Source organism: Candidatus Tisiphia endosymbiont of Nemotelus nigrinus (assembly GCF_964026475.1).
Classification (GTDB): Bacteria; Pseudomonadota; Alphaproteobacteria; order Rickettsiales; family Rickettsiaceae; genus Tisiphia.
Map to the genome: position 1 here is coordinate 1,393,372 of NZ_OZ032151.1, position 14,047 is coordinate 1,407,418.

Sequence of the window (14,047 nt, forward strand, 5' to 3'; positions counted from 1 at the left end):
TAAGGCCGATTTTTTTAAGGAAAAGCAATAGAACAAAGGGACATGTATTTGTCTGTATGTTGGCATTAAAAATATGACACTATATGAAAAATAAGTTGAAATATGGTTGTGGAGTAACTAAGGATGGTAAATATAATGTGACCATTGAGGAAGCATTAAGAGAGTTGGATAAAATATGTTTTTTGTATTATACTATCAAAGGTTGTAAAGTAGCAAGATTATCAAAATTAAGCGAGTTTCAACAAAATTTGTTGAATTTATTTGATTTAACTATGCCCCAAATGATAAAATCTGTAAAATGATAATGTATAGCCAGTAACTAAAATGTAAACTTTTGTCCTACACACCGCATAGCAACCCTACTTTAAAGCATAATTCTTGCTCATATTTATCTCGAAGACAAGTCGCGATGACGGTTGTTTGTTCTTATAACCTAGCACTACAGTTGTAGACTGAATAAATTATAGAAAATTTGAGGGTTTTCTTTACAATATGGTTTCTAGTTTTTGAAATCTACAGCTGTAGTGTTAGGTTTCTTCGCAATGACATCTTGTACTTTTCTGCATGGCAATTTAAAATTGCCATGGGTTATGCATAAGATGAATTAATTAAAGTACTTACGTTCTTTAGTTACTGTTTCATCTTCACTAGATGGTTTATTATTTTGCCATTTTTTAGCAGATTCACGTTTATTACCATTATTATCAGTGTTATCTTTATAAGGTTCAGATTTATGATTATTTGTAACGTTTGGAATAGTGGTAGCGTCAATGTTTTTTATGGTTAATTTAGCTTTGCCTTTATTGTCAAAACCAATAAGTTTAACTTTTACTATATCCCCATGTTTTAAAACACTAGATACAGATTCAATACGTTCTTTTGATATCTCACTAATATGGATGAATCCATCACGATTACCTAAATAATTTATAAATGCTCCAGAGTCTAATATTTTTACAACTGTTCCATTGAATATGCCACCAATTTCAGGCTCAATGGCAATTAACTTAATCTTGGCAATTGCCATATCTAGCTTCTCTTTACCTACTGCCGAAACAGTTACATTACCATCATCACTTATGTCAATTTTAGCTGATGTTGTATCACAAATTTCACGTATTACTTTACCGCCAGGTCCTATAACATCTCTAATTTTGTCTTTATCAATTTTAAAGCTATGAATACAAGGGGCGTGTTGGCTGATATTGTTATTGGTTTTATTAATAGCCTTATCCATTTCTTGTAAAATATGAACACGACCAAGCTTTGCTTGAACTAAAGCATGTTTCATTATTTCAAATGTTACGCCAGATATTTTAATATCCATTTGTAGGGCGGTTATACCTTCTGTGCTACCAGCTACTTTAAAGTCCATATCTCCAAGATGATCTTCATCCCCAATAATATCAGATAAAACTATAAATTTATCATCTTCTTTTATCAAACCCATAGCAATACCTGCTATAGAAGTTTTGATCGGTACTCCAGCATCCATAAGAGCCATTGAACTACCACAAACAGTGGCCATGGATGATGAGCCATTACAGGAGGTAATTTCTGATACCACCCTAATGGAATAAGGAAACTGTTCTTTAGTTGGCAACATGCGGTTAATGGCTCTCCATGCTAGTTTGCCATGCCCTATCTCTCTGCGACCAGGAGCTCTTACCGGGGTTGCCTCTCCTACTGAGTAAGGGGGGAAGATATAGTTGAGCATAAAACGCTCTTTATATTCTCCGTCTAAACTATCAACAATTTGTTCATCTTGACCAGTTCCTAGGGTGGTGACTACTAAACTTTGTGTTTCTCCTCTAGTAAATAAGCTTGAACCATGTGTTTTTGGCAGTATTGCAACTTCACAAGCTATGTTTCTTATATCTGTTGGTTTTCTACCATCTATACGAATATTTTTCTTTAATATGTCATGACGTAGTACATCTGATTCTACTTCTTTGAGAGCGAATTCAATCTGAGCATTAGTGAGATTATTATTAGCAATATCTTCTGCAAAGTGCCGCTTAATTGTATCATGTATTTGCTTTACCGCTAATAGTCTTTCTTGTTTTAATTTAATAGCGAAAGCATTTTTAATATCTTCTTGCACTATGCTACTAATTTGTTCTTTTAAGCTGGTAGGGAATAACTCGGTAGGCTGTATCTTAGCTTTCCCAGCAATTTTTGCTAAGTCATTAATCAATCCAATTACAGGCTGCAATGCCTTGTGACCAAATTCAATAGCTTCTAACATTTGCTCTTCGGATAATAGATCAGCTTCAGACTCAACCATCATAACTGATGTGTCGGTTCCCGCCACTACTAAGTCCAATTTACTGGTTTTCAACTGGTTAAAAGAAGGGTTTAGGATGAATTTACCATCTATCAAACCGACTCTGCTGGCTGCTACTATATGTTGGTATGGTGCTGCAGATAAAGCTAATGCAGCGGATGCACCGATAATTGCTAATATATCACTATTACACTCAGGATCGTATGAAAGAACAGTACAAATTACTTGGGTTTCGTTAAGAAAAGCTGGGTGGAATAATGGTCTAATTGGTCGGTCGATCAAGCGTGAGACTAATACTTCTTTCTCTGACCCTTTACCTTCTCTTTTAAAAAAACCGCCCGGTATTTTACCAGCAGCAAATGCCATTTCTTTATAATGGACAGTAAGTGGAAAGAATCCTATCCCTTCTTTTGCTTCTTTGGCACTTACAGCAGTACACAACAAGACAGTTTCTCCCATTTTTATCATAACTGCTCCATCAGCTTGGCGAGCAATTTTACCAGTTGTTAATTCAAGTGTTTTTCCACCGAATTCTATCGTTTTAGTTATTTCTTCAAACATTCTTTTTCCTATTTAATTAACAAAAAAACCCGGCTAATTTTTTGATTTTTTATCCGGGTTTTATTTTATTTTCTTATTCCTAGTTTATTAATCAACGACAAATATCTGCTTAAACTTTGTTTCTTGATGTAATCTAATAATCGACGCCTACGACCAACTAACATTAATAATCCTCTCCTTGAGGAAAAATCTTTGTGATTAGTTTTAAAATGCTCTGTTAAGTTGCTAATTCTTTCAGTTAGAATTGCACATTGCACTTCACTAGAACCAGTATCATTTTCTTTAGTAGCATATTCTGTAATTAATTGTTGCTTACGCTGTGCTGTAACCGACATCAGTAATCTCCATGTTTATTTTATAGGTTAAATACTCGTAAAGAATTAAAGCAATTTTCACTCAAGCTACCAATTGCTAAAAGGGAGTTTTGGTATCGAATCCAAACTAATTCAATCTTTTCAAGGCAATCAAAATAGCATTTCTGACCATAAATAATTTTTTTAGCTTGGTCAGTAGTAGCATCAAGTACCAGGATGTCGTCCAGTACTGCTTCAATCTTTATGCTTTTTTCTTCAAGGAATTTCTTTGTTCCTTGGTTTTGTACATCAAGTTCTGATAATTTAATAGCATTGCTTGCTGTAAATATTCCAACCTTAGTACGCTGTAATTCTAACACAAATGCTAAACTTTGCAAGGATAAAGCAATATCTTCTGCTAGGGTTCTTACATACGTACCTTTAGAGCATTCTACCTTATAGGTAGCTTGGTTATTTTGATGGTTAAAATTGACACATTCTAGATTATATATTTCAATATTCCTAGGGGTTAATTCGACAGTCAAATTTTCTCGTGCTAATTTATAGGATCTAATACCGTTAACTTTTATAGCAGAAAAGGCAGGAGGACGTTGTGTAATTGTACCTATGAATTTTTTACAGATATTATGGCAATCGTTTTCGTTAGGAATATAATCAGTAACGCCTATCACTTTACCCGAGGCATCTGCTGTATCAGTTTGTTTGCCAAACTGTAAGGTAAAAATATAGGTTTTCTTTGCATCTACCAGAATTCGTACTAACTTTGTTGCCTCACCAATTGCTAAAGGTAGTACACCTTCCGCTTCAACATCTAAGGTTCCACAATGACCAACTTTAGCTCCTGCAAGGTTTCTCTTAACTATAGAAACAAGCTTTGCTGAGCTGATGCCTTTAGGTTTATAGATATTAAGCCAATAAGCGATTTTTACAGGAAGTCTATTATTATGATAAAACATCATTAGCATTCCTTTAGGTACAGTTTGTATTGATCTGAAATAGAAAGTTTATAATATATACTCGATGAAAATCAAGAATTGCGTTGTCGTTATTCAAGTTCTGCGGTACTCACGTACTAAATGTACTTTCCGCTCCTCGACTTGAATACTCCTAGCACTTCTTGATTTTGTTCTTTGTCTACCAACTTTTCAATTCATTTGAGTATACTTAACTTTCCGATTCCTTCAACAACATAGTAATTGTAACATTGTATTAGTTAGGAGTATGATATAACTCAGCTTAGCTATATAGTTGATTATGTGGCAAAAATGTTATAAAAATTAGTTGATTTCTTTTATATTAGCTATTAACCTATAATTTCAATAATTAGTTTTAGGAAAATTTGATGTCCATAGATGTTCTTGTCGTTGATGATGAAGCAGATATTAGAGATTTAGTCTCAGATATTTTAAAGGAAGAGGGTTTTACTACCAAGGCTGCTGCTAATAGTGTTCAAGCTTTTAAAATACTCCAAGAGAGAACTCCAGCAGCGATTATTTTAGATATTTGGCTGCAGGGTAGTGAACTTGATGGACTTGGGATTTTGGAAATAGTAAAAAAACGTTACCCTCTAATGCCTGTGATAATTATTAGTGGACATGGTACTATTGAAACGGCAGTAAATGCTATCAAAATGGGTGCCTATGACTATCTAGAAAAACCGTTTAGTCATGATAAGTTAGTGATTTTGTTAAAAAGAGCCTGTGAGGCAACTAAATTAAAACGTGAAAATCTTGATCTAAAATCAAAGGTTATTGATAAAACTGAGCTTATAGGCAACTCCCACATTACCACCAAACTTAAATCTGACATTGAAAAAGCTGCTTTATCTACTAGTAGAATACTTATTCAAGGCAAAATTGGTAGTGGTAAAGAACTAGCTGCTCGGTTAATTCATAAAAAATCAAAAAGGGCTAATGCACCTTTTGTAATTTTTAGTCCAGTATGTATGGATCCTGAGCGTATTCATCAAGAGTTATTTGAAGGAATAAATAACCATGGTGTTAAACGTCCTTCGATATTAGAAGTAGCAAATAACGCCACTTTGTACATAGATGAGATTAGTGGTTTACCAGTTTCAGTACAAGTAAAATTACTTAAATTTTTGCAAGAACAAATGTTTCATAAGCCAGGAAGTAAACCAATAAGACTAGATATAAGGATTATTGCTGCAACTTCTAATATTATACAAGAAGAGATAAGTAAAGGTGAACTGCTGGAGGATTTATATCATCGATTAAATGTTATTTCTCTAAAAGTTCCGTCTTTATATGATAGAAAAGATGATATGTCTGCATTAGTAAAGTATTTTGTTAGACAACTTTCTAAGTTTTCTGGTTTAAAAGCCCGTGAATTTTCTGATGAGACCATTGCAGCTTTTCAAGTTTATAGTTGGCCAGGTAATATAAGGCAATTACGTAATGTAATAGAGTGGACTTTAATTATGAATCCATTATCTTCAAATAGTAATCAAATGATCAAGCCAACTATGATACCGCCAGAAATTCTAGTTAATGGTTCTGGGCCTACAAAGCAGGAAGATAATGTTGATATAATGATCATGCCGTTAAGAGAAGCAAGGGAGATTTTTGAAAGACAATATTTATCTACTCAAATGCATCGATTTAATAATAATATTTCTAAAACTTCTGCCTTTGTAGGTATGGAACGTTCAGCTTTACATCGTAAATTGAAATTACTCAATTTACATATTCCTACTAATAAATTTAATGATGAGGATTTTCATGACCATTACGAATAAGAAAATTTTACCAAGTTTGATAGTAAATAACTATGTTGTAATTGCTAAGGTAATGATGGGGGTAGCCGCTCTGTTTGCTGGAGCACAAATTGTTATTCCTCTCAAGCCAGTACTGATATCCATGCAAACGGTGGTGATTAGTATTATTGCTTTTACTTATAGCCCAAGACTTAGTTTTGCTACGGTTTTAGTTTATATTACAGCTGGCATAGTAGGGTTGCCAATGTTTCTCAAAATGTCAGGTGGCTTACATTATTTTCTTGGGGCAACAGGTGGTTACCTGACAGGATATTTAATCGCAGCTCCTATAATGAGTATACTTAAAAGTAAGTTTTCTAAAGAGTTTACCGGAACATACTCACGTCATTTGAGTATGTTTTGTGCTTGTCTTATAGGACACATTATAATTTACTTTTTGGGAGTTAGTTGGTTAGCAACAATTATAGGAGTTAAACAGGCTATTTATAGCGGGTTTATAATATTTATACCGACCGGCTTAGTAAAAATCCTAGTATTTTCTTCTATATATTCTTATATAAAAGGCAGCAAGAATGTTTTATGAAATACTCAAATTCTTTAAATCATTTAAGTATCTCAAAATAAGATTAATTATTATAACTTTGCTTTTATTCCTTACCGGTTGTTTGGATTCTTCAAGAGATGCAAATGGTTTGTTATCTAATAGTCAGAGTCTTATTATTAGGAATTATATAGCAGAGCAGAATAAAAATAAGCTACCAGTAAATATTAAGAATAAATTTGGTTCAAACTTGAGAGGCTTGAAGATAGTAGGTGTTAAACTGATAAATGAGGATCTTTCTGGCGTTGATTTAAGTCTCTGTGAAATATCACGGGTAGATTTTTCAGGAGCAAATTTTGAGAATGCATTCTTAGCAAAGTCTATAATTCAGGAAAGTGATCTCTCTAGTGCTATATTAAAAAACATATCAGCTTATGAGTCAGATTTTCAAGCATCGATATTTGAAAATGCCCATTTGGAAAATAGTAATTTTGTTCAATCAAATTTTGAGGATACAGATTTTATTAAGGCTAATTTAGAAAATGTTAATTTTGAAAATGCCAAGCTTACTAAAGCTGTATTTGACGATGCTATTATCAGTAAATCTAATTTTCAGAAAAGCAATTTAGTAGAAAGTAGTTTTAAAAAAGCAGCTATATCACATTCTATTTTTTATGGTACAGATTTGCGGCAAATATTAGCTAATTATGTCAATATAACTGATTGTTATTGTGAGTCTGTAGATCTAACGGGAGCAGATTTTACTGGAGCTATTATTAACAATTCAGATTTTACTCATGCTATTACTAATCAGGCTCAATTAAAAAATATAAAGCTTACTAACTCGTTATTTTCTTTTTCTTCTTTTCAGTCTACAAATTTTTCCAACGCAATTATTGAAAGTTGTAATTTTGAAAATAGCAATTTTAATAATGTACAATTAAAGCAAGTACAAATTCAAAATAGTATGATGGATAATGCTCACTTTAATGATACTAGTATACAGTATCTATCAATAAAGAATTGCCATAGCATTTTGCTTAAGTTAAATAAAATTAATATTGCTAATGCTGATATTGAGAATAGTAATCTTGCCAGTACATTATTGAATAATAGTTCTGTCAAACAATCAACTATTATTAATTCTGATTTAACCAGTAGTGAGTTAATAAACTCTAATTTCTCTAACACTCAATTTAATAAGGTAAATTTTACCAAAACACTTATACAAAATACTGTTTTAAATGGGGTAAAGTTTGTTAATAACTATTTCTATCAGATAGCTATCATAAATTCAGATTTATCAGAAGTAATTTTTGATAGTTCGCCAATCGTAAATTCTCAATTAAATAATGTGAGATATAAAGATACTAATTTTATTAATTCAGATTTCAATAGAAATATTGTATTAAATAATCAGGACTTTTATAAATTTAAGTCGGTAAATACTATATATTCTGTAAAAGATTTAGAGCAGGTGAAAGACTTATCAAATATCAATTTACAAGGTTTAAATTTGTTAGGTATGGTATTTAACCAAACTATTTTCTCAGATTCCGTTCTTAAAGGGGTTGATTTATCTAATGCTGTAATTCATAGTTGTGTATTACAGAATACTGATCTAACTATGACAAATTTAAGTGGTGCAGATTTCAGTAAATCGTCGCTTATTGGTAGCAATTTAGAATCTGCTAAACTTTATAATACAAATTTTAATGATACTGATTTAACAAATGTTAATTTTATCAGAGCTTTTGTTAGTAAAATATCTTTAGTTAATGCAAAGCTAGATGGCACCAGAGGGCTTGATGGTTCAGAGCAGTAGTAAAAATATAAAGTTAAGAGTTAACTACATCATAAGTTGTGGTCATTATTATGCTTGTTATAATTAACTCATGTATGGAACTACCCAAAATAGCTCAATTAGAAACCTTCACAGCCTAAATTATATGCGTAAACTAATACAGTTAATAAAATGGGAATATTTAATTCAAAATCGTATTAATAATCTTAGTAAATATCTATTTATATTTTTTTTATTTTGTATTTTCAGTGCTGCTTTAATTAATGACCAAGCGGATATTAAAAAATTTGGAGTTATTTTTTCAGTAATTGTTTTACCGATAGCTCTAACTGGCTTTTCTAGTCTAATATTTCAGCAAGATGTCGAGGATGGAAGTTTGGAGTTACTATTATCTAACTTCAATGAGAGCGAAATTATTGCCGCTAAATTAATTGCCATAATTTTTAGTTCCCTCACTAGTGTTCTATTAAATATGCCAATAATTTATATTATATTCGATCTCGACATGCTAACAGTAAGATATCTTTTTATCAATCTGACTCTACTATTAATTTTGTCTAGTAGCCTATTAGTTTTAATTGGAGCTGTTCAAAGCTATTTTAGGTCAAATACTAATCTACTAGCAATATTAATCATGCCGCTACTAATACCCAACATAATATTTAGCGGTCTTGTTTTACAAAATTTTGATAATATAAATCTAATTTTTGTTATGATTGGTGTCGATATGCTCCTTGTACCAATCATATTTTATCTCTCATCCTATCTAATTAAGAATATTTACAACATTTAATTTTTATTATACACCATACTGCCCCTTGCACTAATAAAAAAATTGTTATTTTGTTACAATTCATGTAATTTCTAATCGTAGATTTTTTAACCATTTTTCGGTAGTTATATATATGTGGCAAGCTTTAAGAAGACTAATAGCAGCTAATCCTATGGGGGTGTTTTTATGGAGTATCATAGCCAAATGGTATGTTATGATAGCTGTTGCGTCTCTGGTAGTACTATTTTGGGTAGCTAAGGGACTTGAGAAAGTTGGGCTTATAAACTATGTAACCACTGCTACAACTGAAATTCTTGATACGTCCAAATCAATTGCCCAGCACTGCACTCCCAAATTAGGTCCCAATTTTGAAAGTTTAACCAATTTCTGGAAATGTTTAGGAGATCCTCCAAAATACGAGGTTCATGACGAAATAACCGGCGAGAAAACTTTAGAGGATGGATTAAAGAAGTTATTGCCTAACGATGGAACTGTACCGGAAATGTTACCTTATCGTAATCCTTATGATTCTCCTGAGAATTCTAATGATAGTAATGACAAATCAACTGATGGTAAGTAAGAATAATAGAGCATATACTGCTTTAATCTTAAGCTGTCCTTGATATTTTGTTACTTTTATAGTAGAATATCACGTATATATCTATAATTATACTGATTGTTTTATGTCAAATACTAATTGTTATGATAAGCCAACTCGTAGAGATTTTATAACCTTAACTGCCAGCAGTATGGTGGCAGTTGGAGCTGCGTGTGCTACCTATCCTCTTGTTGATTCATTTAACCCTTCAGCGGATGTTCTAGCTCTATCTTCAATAGAAGTGGATTTATCTAACATTCCACCAGGTCAAACTCTTACTGTTAAATGGCAAGGTAAGCCGGTTTTTATTACTAATAGAACTCCAGAGAAAATTGCTGAGGCAAGAAATGTAAATCTTTCCGAGCTAATAGACCCTGAACTTGACCAAGATAGAGTAAAATCTGGGCATGATAAGTGGTTGGTAACTATAGGCATCTGCACACATTTAGGTTGCGTACCACTTGCCAATCAGGGTGATTATGATGGCTGGTTTTGCCCATGCCATGGTTCTCAGTATGATTCATCTGGTCGGGTTCGTAAAGGACCAGCCCCTTTAAACTTGGCGGTCCCACCATATGAATTTATCTCTGATACAAAAATTAAAATCGGATAATTATTTATGAATGAAAGTAATTATTCTAAACAATCCAATACGAGCAAATCCAATTCAGTAATAGAGTGGATAGACTACCGGTTACCTGTTTTCTCGTTCTTTAAACATTTAGGCGAATATCGAACACCCAAAAATTTGAGTTATCTATGGAACTTAGGGTCAATAGCTGGTATTGCCTTAGTAATTCAGATAATCACTGGTATTATTTTGGCTATGCATTATACTCCCCATGTCGATTACGCCTTCGAAAGCGTTGAGAAGATTATGCGTAATGTCAATTATGGTTGGCTAATACGTTATATACATTCGGTTGGAGCATCGATGTTTTTTGCTACAGTTTATCTACATATCTGTAGAGGGTTATATTATGGCTCATACAAAAAACCTAGAGAATTATTATGGCATATAGGTATAATAATTTTTCTTACCATGATGGCTACTGCCTTTATGGGATATGTGTTACCTTGGGGACAAATGAGCTACTGGGGAGCAACGGTAATCACCAATTTATTTTCAGCTATACCTATCGTTGGTAAGTCGATAGTTACTTGGCTTTGGGGAGGGTTTTCAGTTGATAACCCTACACTTAATAGGTTTTTTGCTTTGCATTATTTATTGCCTTTTATTATAGTAGCTTTAGTACTACTCCATTTAGTAGCATTACATATTCATGGTTCAAATAATCCCAAGGGTATCGATGTTAAATCACCTAAAGATACTATCCCTTTTCATCCGTATTACACGGTAAAAGACTTTGTTGGATTCGGTGTTTACTTTTTAATATTTGCCTTTTTTGTCTTTTACCAACCAAATTATCTAGGGCATCCTGACAATTACGTACCAGCTAACCCTTTAGTTACTCCGGCTCATATAGTTCCAGAATGGTATTTTCTGCCATTTTATGCCATTTTACGGGCAGTACCATCAAAGCTAGGTGGGGTAATATTAATGTTTTCTAGTATTTTGCTATTATTTGTCTTACCTTGGCTTGATAGCTCAAAAGTTAGGAGTAGCAATTATAGACCAATGTTCCGTACCGCTTTTTGGCTGTTCATATTTGACTGCTTGATACTTGGATATCTTGGAGGACAACCAGCGGAAGAACCTTATATTACCTTAAGTCGATTTGCTGCTACTTATTATTTCTTTCATTTTCTTATTGCAGTGCCACTAATTAGCAAATATGAAAAAACTCTGCCATTACCGGATTCTATATGAAAGACCATAAAATTATAGCTAACCCGATTAGCATTACCTCGTCATTGCAAGGAGCTATTTTAGGGGCAACGAAGCAATCCAAGGGAATGATTAGGAATGGATTGCTTCGTTGTCTTATGCCCCCTCGCAATGACGTCAGTATTAAGTTTTTCCTGTGTTTGGTAGTTTTGTTAATATCAAATATTGTCACTGCCAATAACGATGCATTACCTACAAAAAAGATTGCTTGGTCATTTGATGGAATTTTTGCTAGCGTTGATAGAAAAGCTGCTCAACGTGGCTTCCAAGTCTATAAGGAAGTATGTAGCGTGTGTCATGGTCTTTATAATTTATATTATCGTAATCTTAAAGATATAGGATTTTCAGATGAAGAAATTAAAGAAATAGCAAAAAATTACACTGTGCAAGATGGTCCAAATGATGCGGGAGAAATGTTTGAAAGACCCGCCCTACCATCTGATTCATTTGTTCGCCCTTATCCTAACGAGCAAGCAGCAAGAGCGGCCAATAATGGCGCGGATCCGCCTGACTTATCATTGATCATTAAAGCAAGACCTGATGGAGCAAACTATCTATATTCTATACTTACTGGTTATAGTAATCCTCCTGAGAATTTAAAATTAATGCCAGGATTAAGTTACAATCCGTATTTCCCTCATGGTCAAATTGCCATGCCCGCCCCGCTGACAGATGGACAAGTACAGTATATAGACGGAACCAATTCATCGGTTGAACAAATGGCTATGGATGTTACAGTATTTTTACAATGGGCAGCTGAACCTGAAATGGAAAACCGTAAATCTATGGGTTTGAAGGTGATGATATTTTTAGTAATTTTTACAATTTTCTTTTATATTTCTAAAAATAGAATATGGCAAGACGTTGGGAATCTTAACAAAAAAAGTGGATAGAAATATATAGCTAACCCGAATAAGCTCTTAATATTGTTATAAGTTCCTAAGTATCATTGTGAGGAGTCACGTTAGGTGAACGAAGCAATCCAAAAGACCAGAAGTGTATTGCTTCGTTGGCTTACGCACTTCTTGCAATGACAGAGTAATCATTGTCGGGTAGCTGCTATTAAAGATAAATGTTTACAATCAACTTAGTAAAAATTGCTTGTCATTTTGCTTTCATTACATTAGAGTATAGCATTACTGAGTCTGGACAAGATGTAGAACGAGTTTTTTATGTATTTCCTAAAAAACTAGCTGGTAGTGGTTCTAACGATATTGGGGTAATTGGTGGTACATTTATTGAAGGTGCAACATCAGGTACGCCGAATAATAAAGAATTTGATATTATGATAAAAAATGCTAAAGACTTTTACGGTATAAAATAAGACGTTATTGCGAGGAGCTGCTTTAGTGGTAACGTGGCAATTCAGATTACTTAATTATATTTTTCGTGAATTGCTTCGTCGGTCTTATGCCATCCAATAACGTATAAGTAATGGGTAATAGTAAGGCAAATAAAAAAACCAAGCTCGCATAAAATGGTTTATGCAATATGCAATAACGTAACTTACCTTGCATGGATTTTGAAAGTCATAGGGAAAACAGCACAGCGTCATTGCTAGGAGTCACTTTAGTGGCGACGTGGCAATCTAATGAATGTGGATTGCCACAACCACTATGTGGTTTCGCAATGACGCTCTGTACTTTCCTACGATTTTTAAATTGCCACGTGAATTATGTGTAAGGTAAGAACGTAAAAAATTTAAATAATGAGTTATATTAAATGTCTGCTCAAATAATAGAGTTGTTAATTTTTGCTGGGATCGCTTTTTTTATTATAAATAGGTTAATTGCTACGCTTGGTACTACATCAGAGGAAGACCCAGCTAAACGTAAATCTTCCTTTTTCGGTGAAACAGCAATCAGAGACGTTACTTATACAGCAGAAAATACTACTAGTAGTATTTTTAAGAAAAAATTGCCTCAGAGCATGGTAAAAGCATCTCCTATCAATCATATGGAACTTGATGGGTTAATAGTTGATGAAAATTCTGTGGCTATAATAGCTGGGATTAAAGCTATATCTGCTAAACTTCCATCATTTCAAGCAAGGAAATTTTTACGTAGCGCAAAAGCAGCCTTTGAGCTAATCATTGAAGCTTCTAATGATGACGATATTGAAGATTTACTAACATTGGTGGATAAAAGATACATACAGGAATTTCATATTTTTTCTGAAACCTATGGAGAATTTGTCCATGGTGGTGTATTAGATGCCAAAATTTCTGAAGCTTATACATTTGCTAATAATATTTTTATAAAAGTATTATTCACGGGTGAAAATATAACCAGTAAGATAAAAAACATGCAAGAAGAATGGACGTTCTCTAGAAGTCTTATCTCTAAAAATACAGATTGGTTTTTAATTAATGTTGATAGGTTAGAAGCGGGAAATAGCTAGCTTCTTTAGGTTGTTGCGTATAGCTAACCGAATATCCGTTATTGCGGACTACGAGGTGGTCGTGGCAATTCATATTCACTCAATTTACGTATGGCATTTAAAAGTTATAGAGAAAACAGCTCGGCATCATTGCGAGGAGCTAATTTAGTAGCGCCGAAGCAATGAATGTGGATTGCCACAACCA

The 14,047-nt window shown here is 33.3% G+C and carries 14 protein-coding genes; 11 read left to right on the forward strand and 3 right to left on the reverse strand.

The window, feature by feature from the left end:
* The first annotated feature begins 83 nt into the window (after positions 1 to 83).
* Positions 84 to 302, forward strand: coding sequence for a hypothetical protein (locus AAGD39_RS06610; RefSeq protein WP_341756558.1), 219 nt, complete (start codon positions 84 to 86; stop codon positions 300 to 302).
* Positions 303 to 604: 302 nt separating this feature from the next.
* Here the strand turns inward: AAGD39_RS06610 and pnp are convergent, their stop codons facing one another.
* The 3 genes from pnp to truB all read right to left on the reverse strand — a co-directional run bounded on the left by pnp (position 605) and on the right by truB (position 4,118).
* Positions 605 to 2,848 (reverse strand): polyribonucleotide nucleotidyltransferase, encoded by a 2,244-nt coding sequence (pnp, locus tag AAGD39_RS06615; RefSeq protein WP_341756559.1) that lies wholly within the window; start codon positions 2,846 to 2,848, stop codon positions 605 to 607.
* 65 nt (positions 2,849 to 2,913) lie between these two features.
* Entirely contained in the window at positions 2,914 to 3,183 is a 270-nt protein-coding gene (gene rpsO, locus AAGD39_RS06620; RefSeq protein WP_250311643.1) for a 30S ribosomal protein S15, read from the reverse strand.
* A gap of 20 nt (positions 3,184 to 3,203) precedes the next feature.
* Positions 3,204 to 4,118, reverse strand: coding sequence for a tRNA pseudouridine(55) synthase TruB (gene truB, locus AAGD39_RS06625; RefSeq protein WP_341757259.1), 915 nt, complete (start codon positions 4,116 to 4,118; stop codon positions 3,204 to 3,206).
* A 383-nt stretch (positions 4,119 to 4,501) separates the two neighbouring features.
* Here truB and AAGD39_RS06630 point away from each other — a divergent pair, with 383 nt between their 5' ends.
* From AAGD39_RS06630 to AAGD39_RS06675, 10 genes are all read left to right on the forward strand, one after another.
* Positions 4,502 to 5,920, forward strand: coding sequence for a sigma-54-dependent transcriptional regulator (locus tag AAGD39_RS06630; protein WP_341756560.1), 1,419 nt, complete (start codon positions 4,502 to 4,504; stop codon positions 5,918 to 5,920).
* Positions 5,904 to 6,482, forward strand: a complete 579-nt coding sequence (locus AAGD39_RS06635) for a biotin transporter BioY (RefSeq protein ID WP_341756561.1) — start codon at positions 5,904 to 5,906, stop codon at positions 6,480 to 6,482. The genes AAGD39_RS06630 and AAGD39_RS06635 overlap by 17 nt, the downstream gene beginning before the upstream one ends.
* Positions 6,472 to 8,265: a pentapeptide repeat-containing protein gene (locus AAGD39_RS06640; RefSeq protein WP_341756562.1), complete on the forward strand. Its 1,794-nt coding sequence runs from the start codon at positions 6,472 to 6,474 to the stop codon at positions 8,263 to 8,265. Before AAGD39_RS06635 ends, AAGD39_RS06640 begins: the two co-directional genes overlap by 11 nt.
* Before the next feature lie 124 nt (positions 8,266 to 8,389).
* Positions 8,390 to 9,037, forward strand: coding sequence for a heme exporter protein CcmB (locus AAGD39_RS06645; RefSeq protein ID WP_341756563.1), 648 nt, complete (start codon positions 8,390 to 8,392; stop codon positions 9,035 to 9,037).
* 112 nt (positions 9,038 to 9,149) lie between these two features.
* Entirely contained in the window at positions 9,150 to 9,596 is a 447-nt protein-coding gene (locus AAGD39_RS06650; RefSeq protein ID WP_341756564.1) for a DUF2670 domain-containing protein, read from the forward strand.
* A 103-nt stretch (positions 9,597 to 9,699) separates the two neighbouring features.
* On the forward strand, positions 9,700 to 10,227 hold the full coding sequence (petA, locus tag AAGD39_RS06655) for a ubiquinol-cytochrome c reductase iron-sulfur subunit (RefSeq protein ID WP_341756565.1): 528 nt from the start codon (positions 9,700 to 9,702) through the stop codon (positions 10,225 to 10,227).
* 6 nt (positions 10,228 to 10,233) lie between these two features.
* Positions 10,234 to 11,445, forward strand: a complete 1,212-nt coding sequence (locus AAGD39_RS06660; protein WP_341756566.1) for a cytochrome b — start codon at positions 10,234 to 10,236, stop codon at positions 11,443 to 11,445.
* A 116-nt stretch (positions 11,446 to 11,561) separates the two neighbouring features.
* Complete coding sequence (locus AAGD39_RS06665; RefSeq protein WP_341757260.1) at positions 11,562 to 12,356, forward strand: cytochrome c1; 795 nt, start codon at positions 11,562 to 11,564, stop codon at positions 12,354 to 12,356.
* Positions 12,357 to 12,535: 179 nt separating this feature from the next.
* On the forward strand, positions 12,536 to 12,787 hold the full coding sequence (locus tag AAGD39_RS06670) for a hypothetical protein (RefSeq protein WP_341756567.1): 252 nt from the start codon (positions 12,536 to 12,538) through the stop codon (positions 12,785 to 12,787).
* A 398-nt stretch (positions 12,788 to 13,185) separates the two neighbouring features.
* Positions 13,186 to 13,863: a TIM44-like domain-containing protein gene (locus tag AAGD39_RS06675; RefSeq protein WP_341756568.1), complete on the forward strand. Its 678-nt coding sequence runs from the start codon at positions 13,186 to 13,188 to the stop codon at positions 13,861 to 13,863.
* The last annotated feature ends 184 nt before the right edge of the window (positions 13,864 to 14,047 follow it).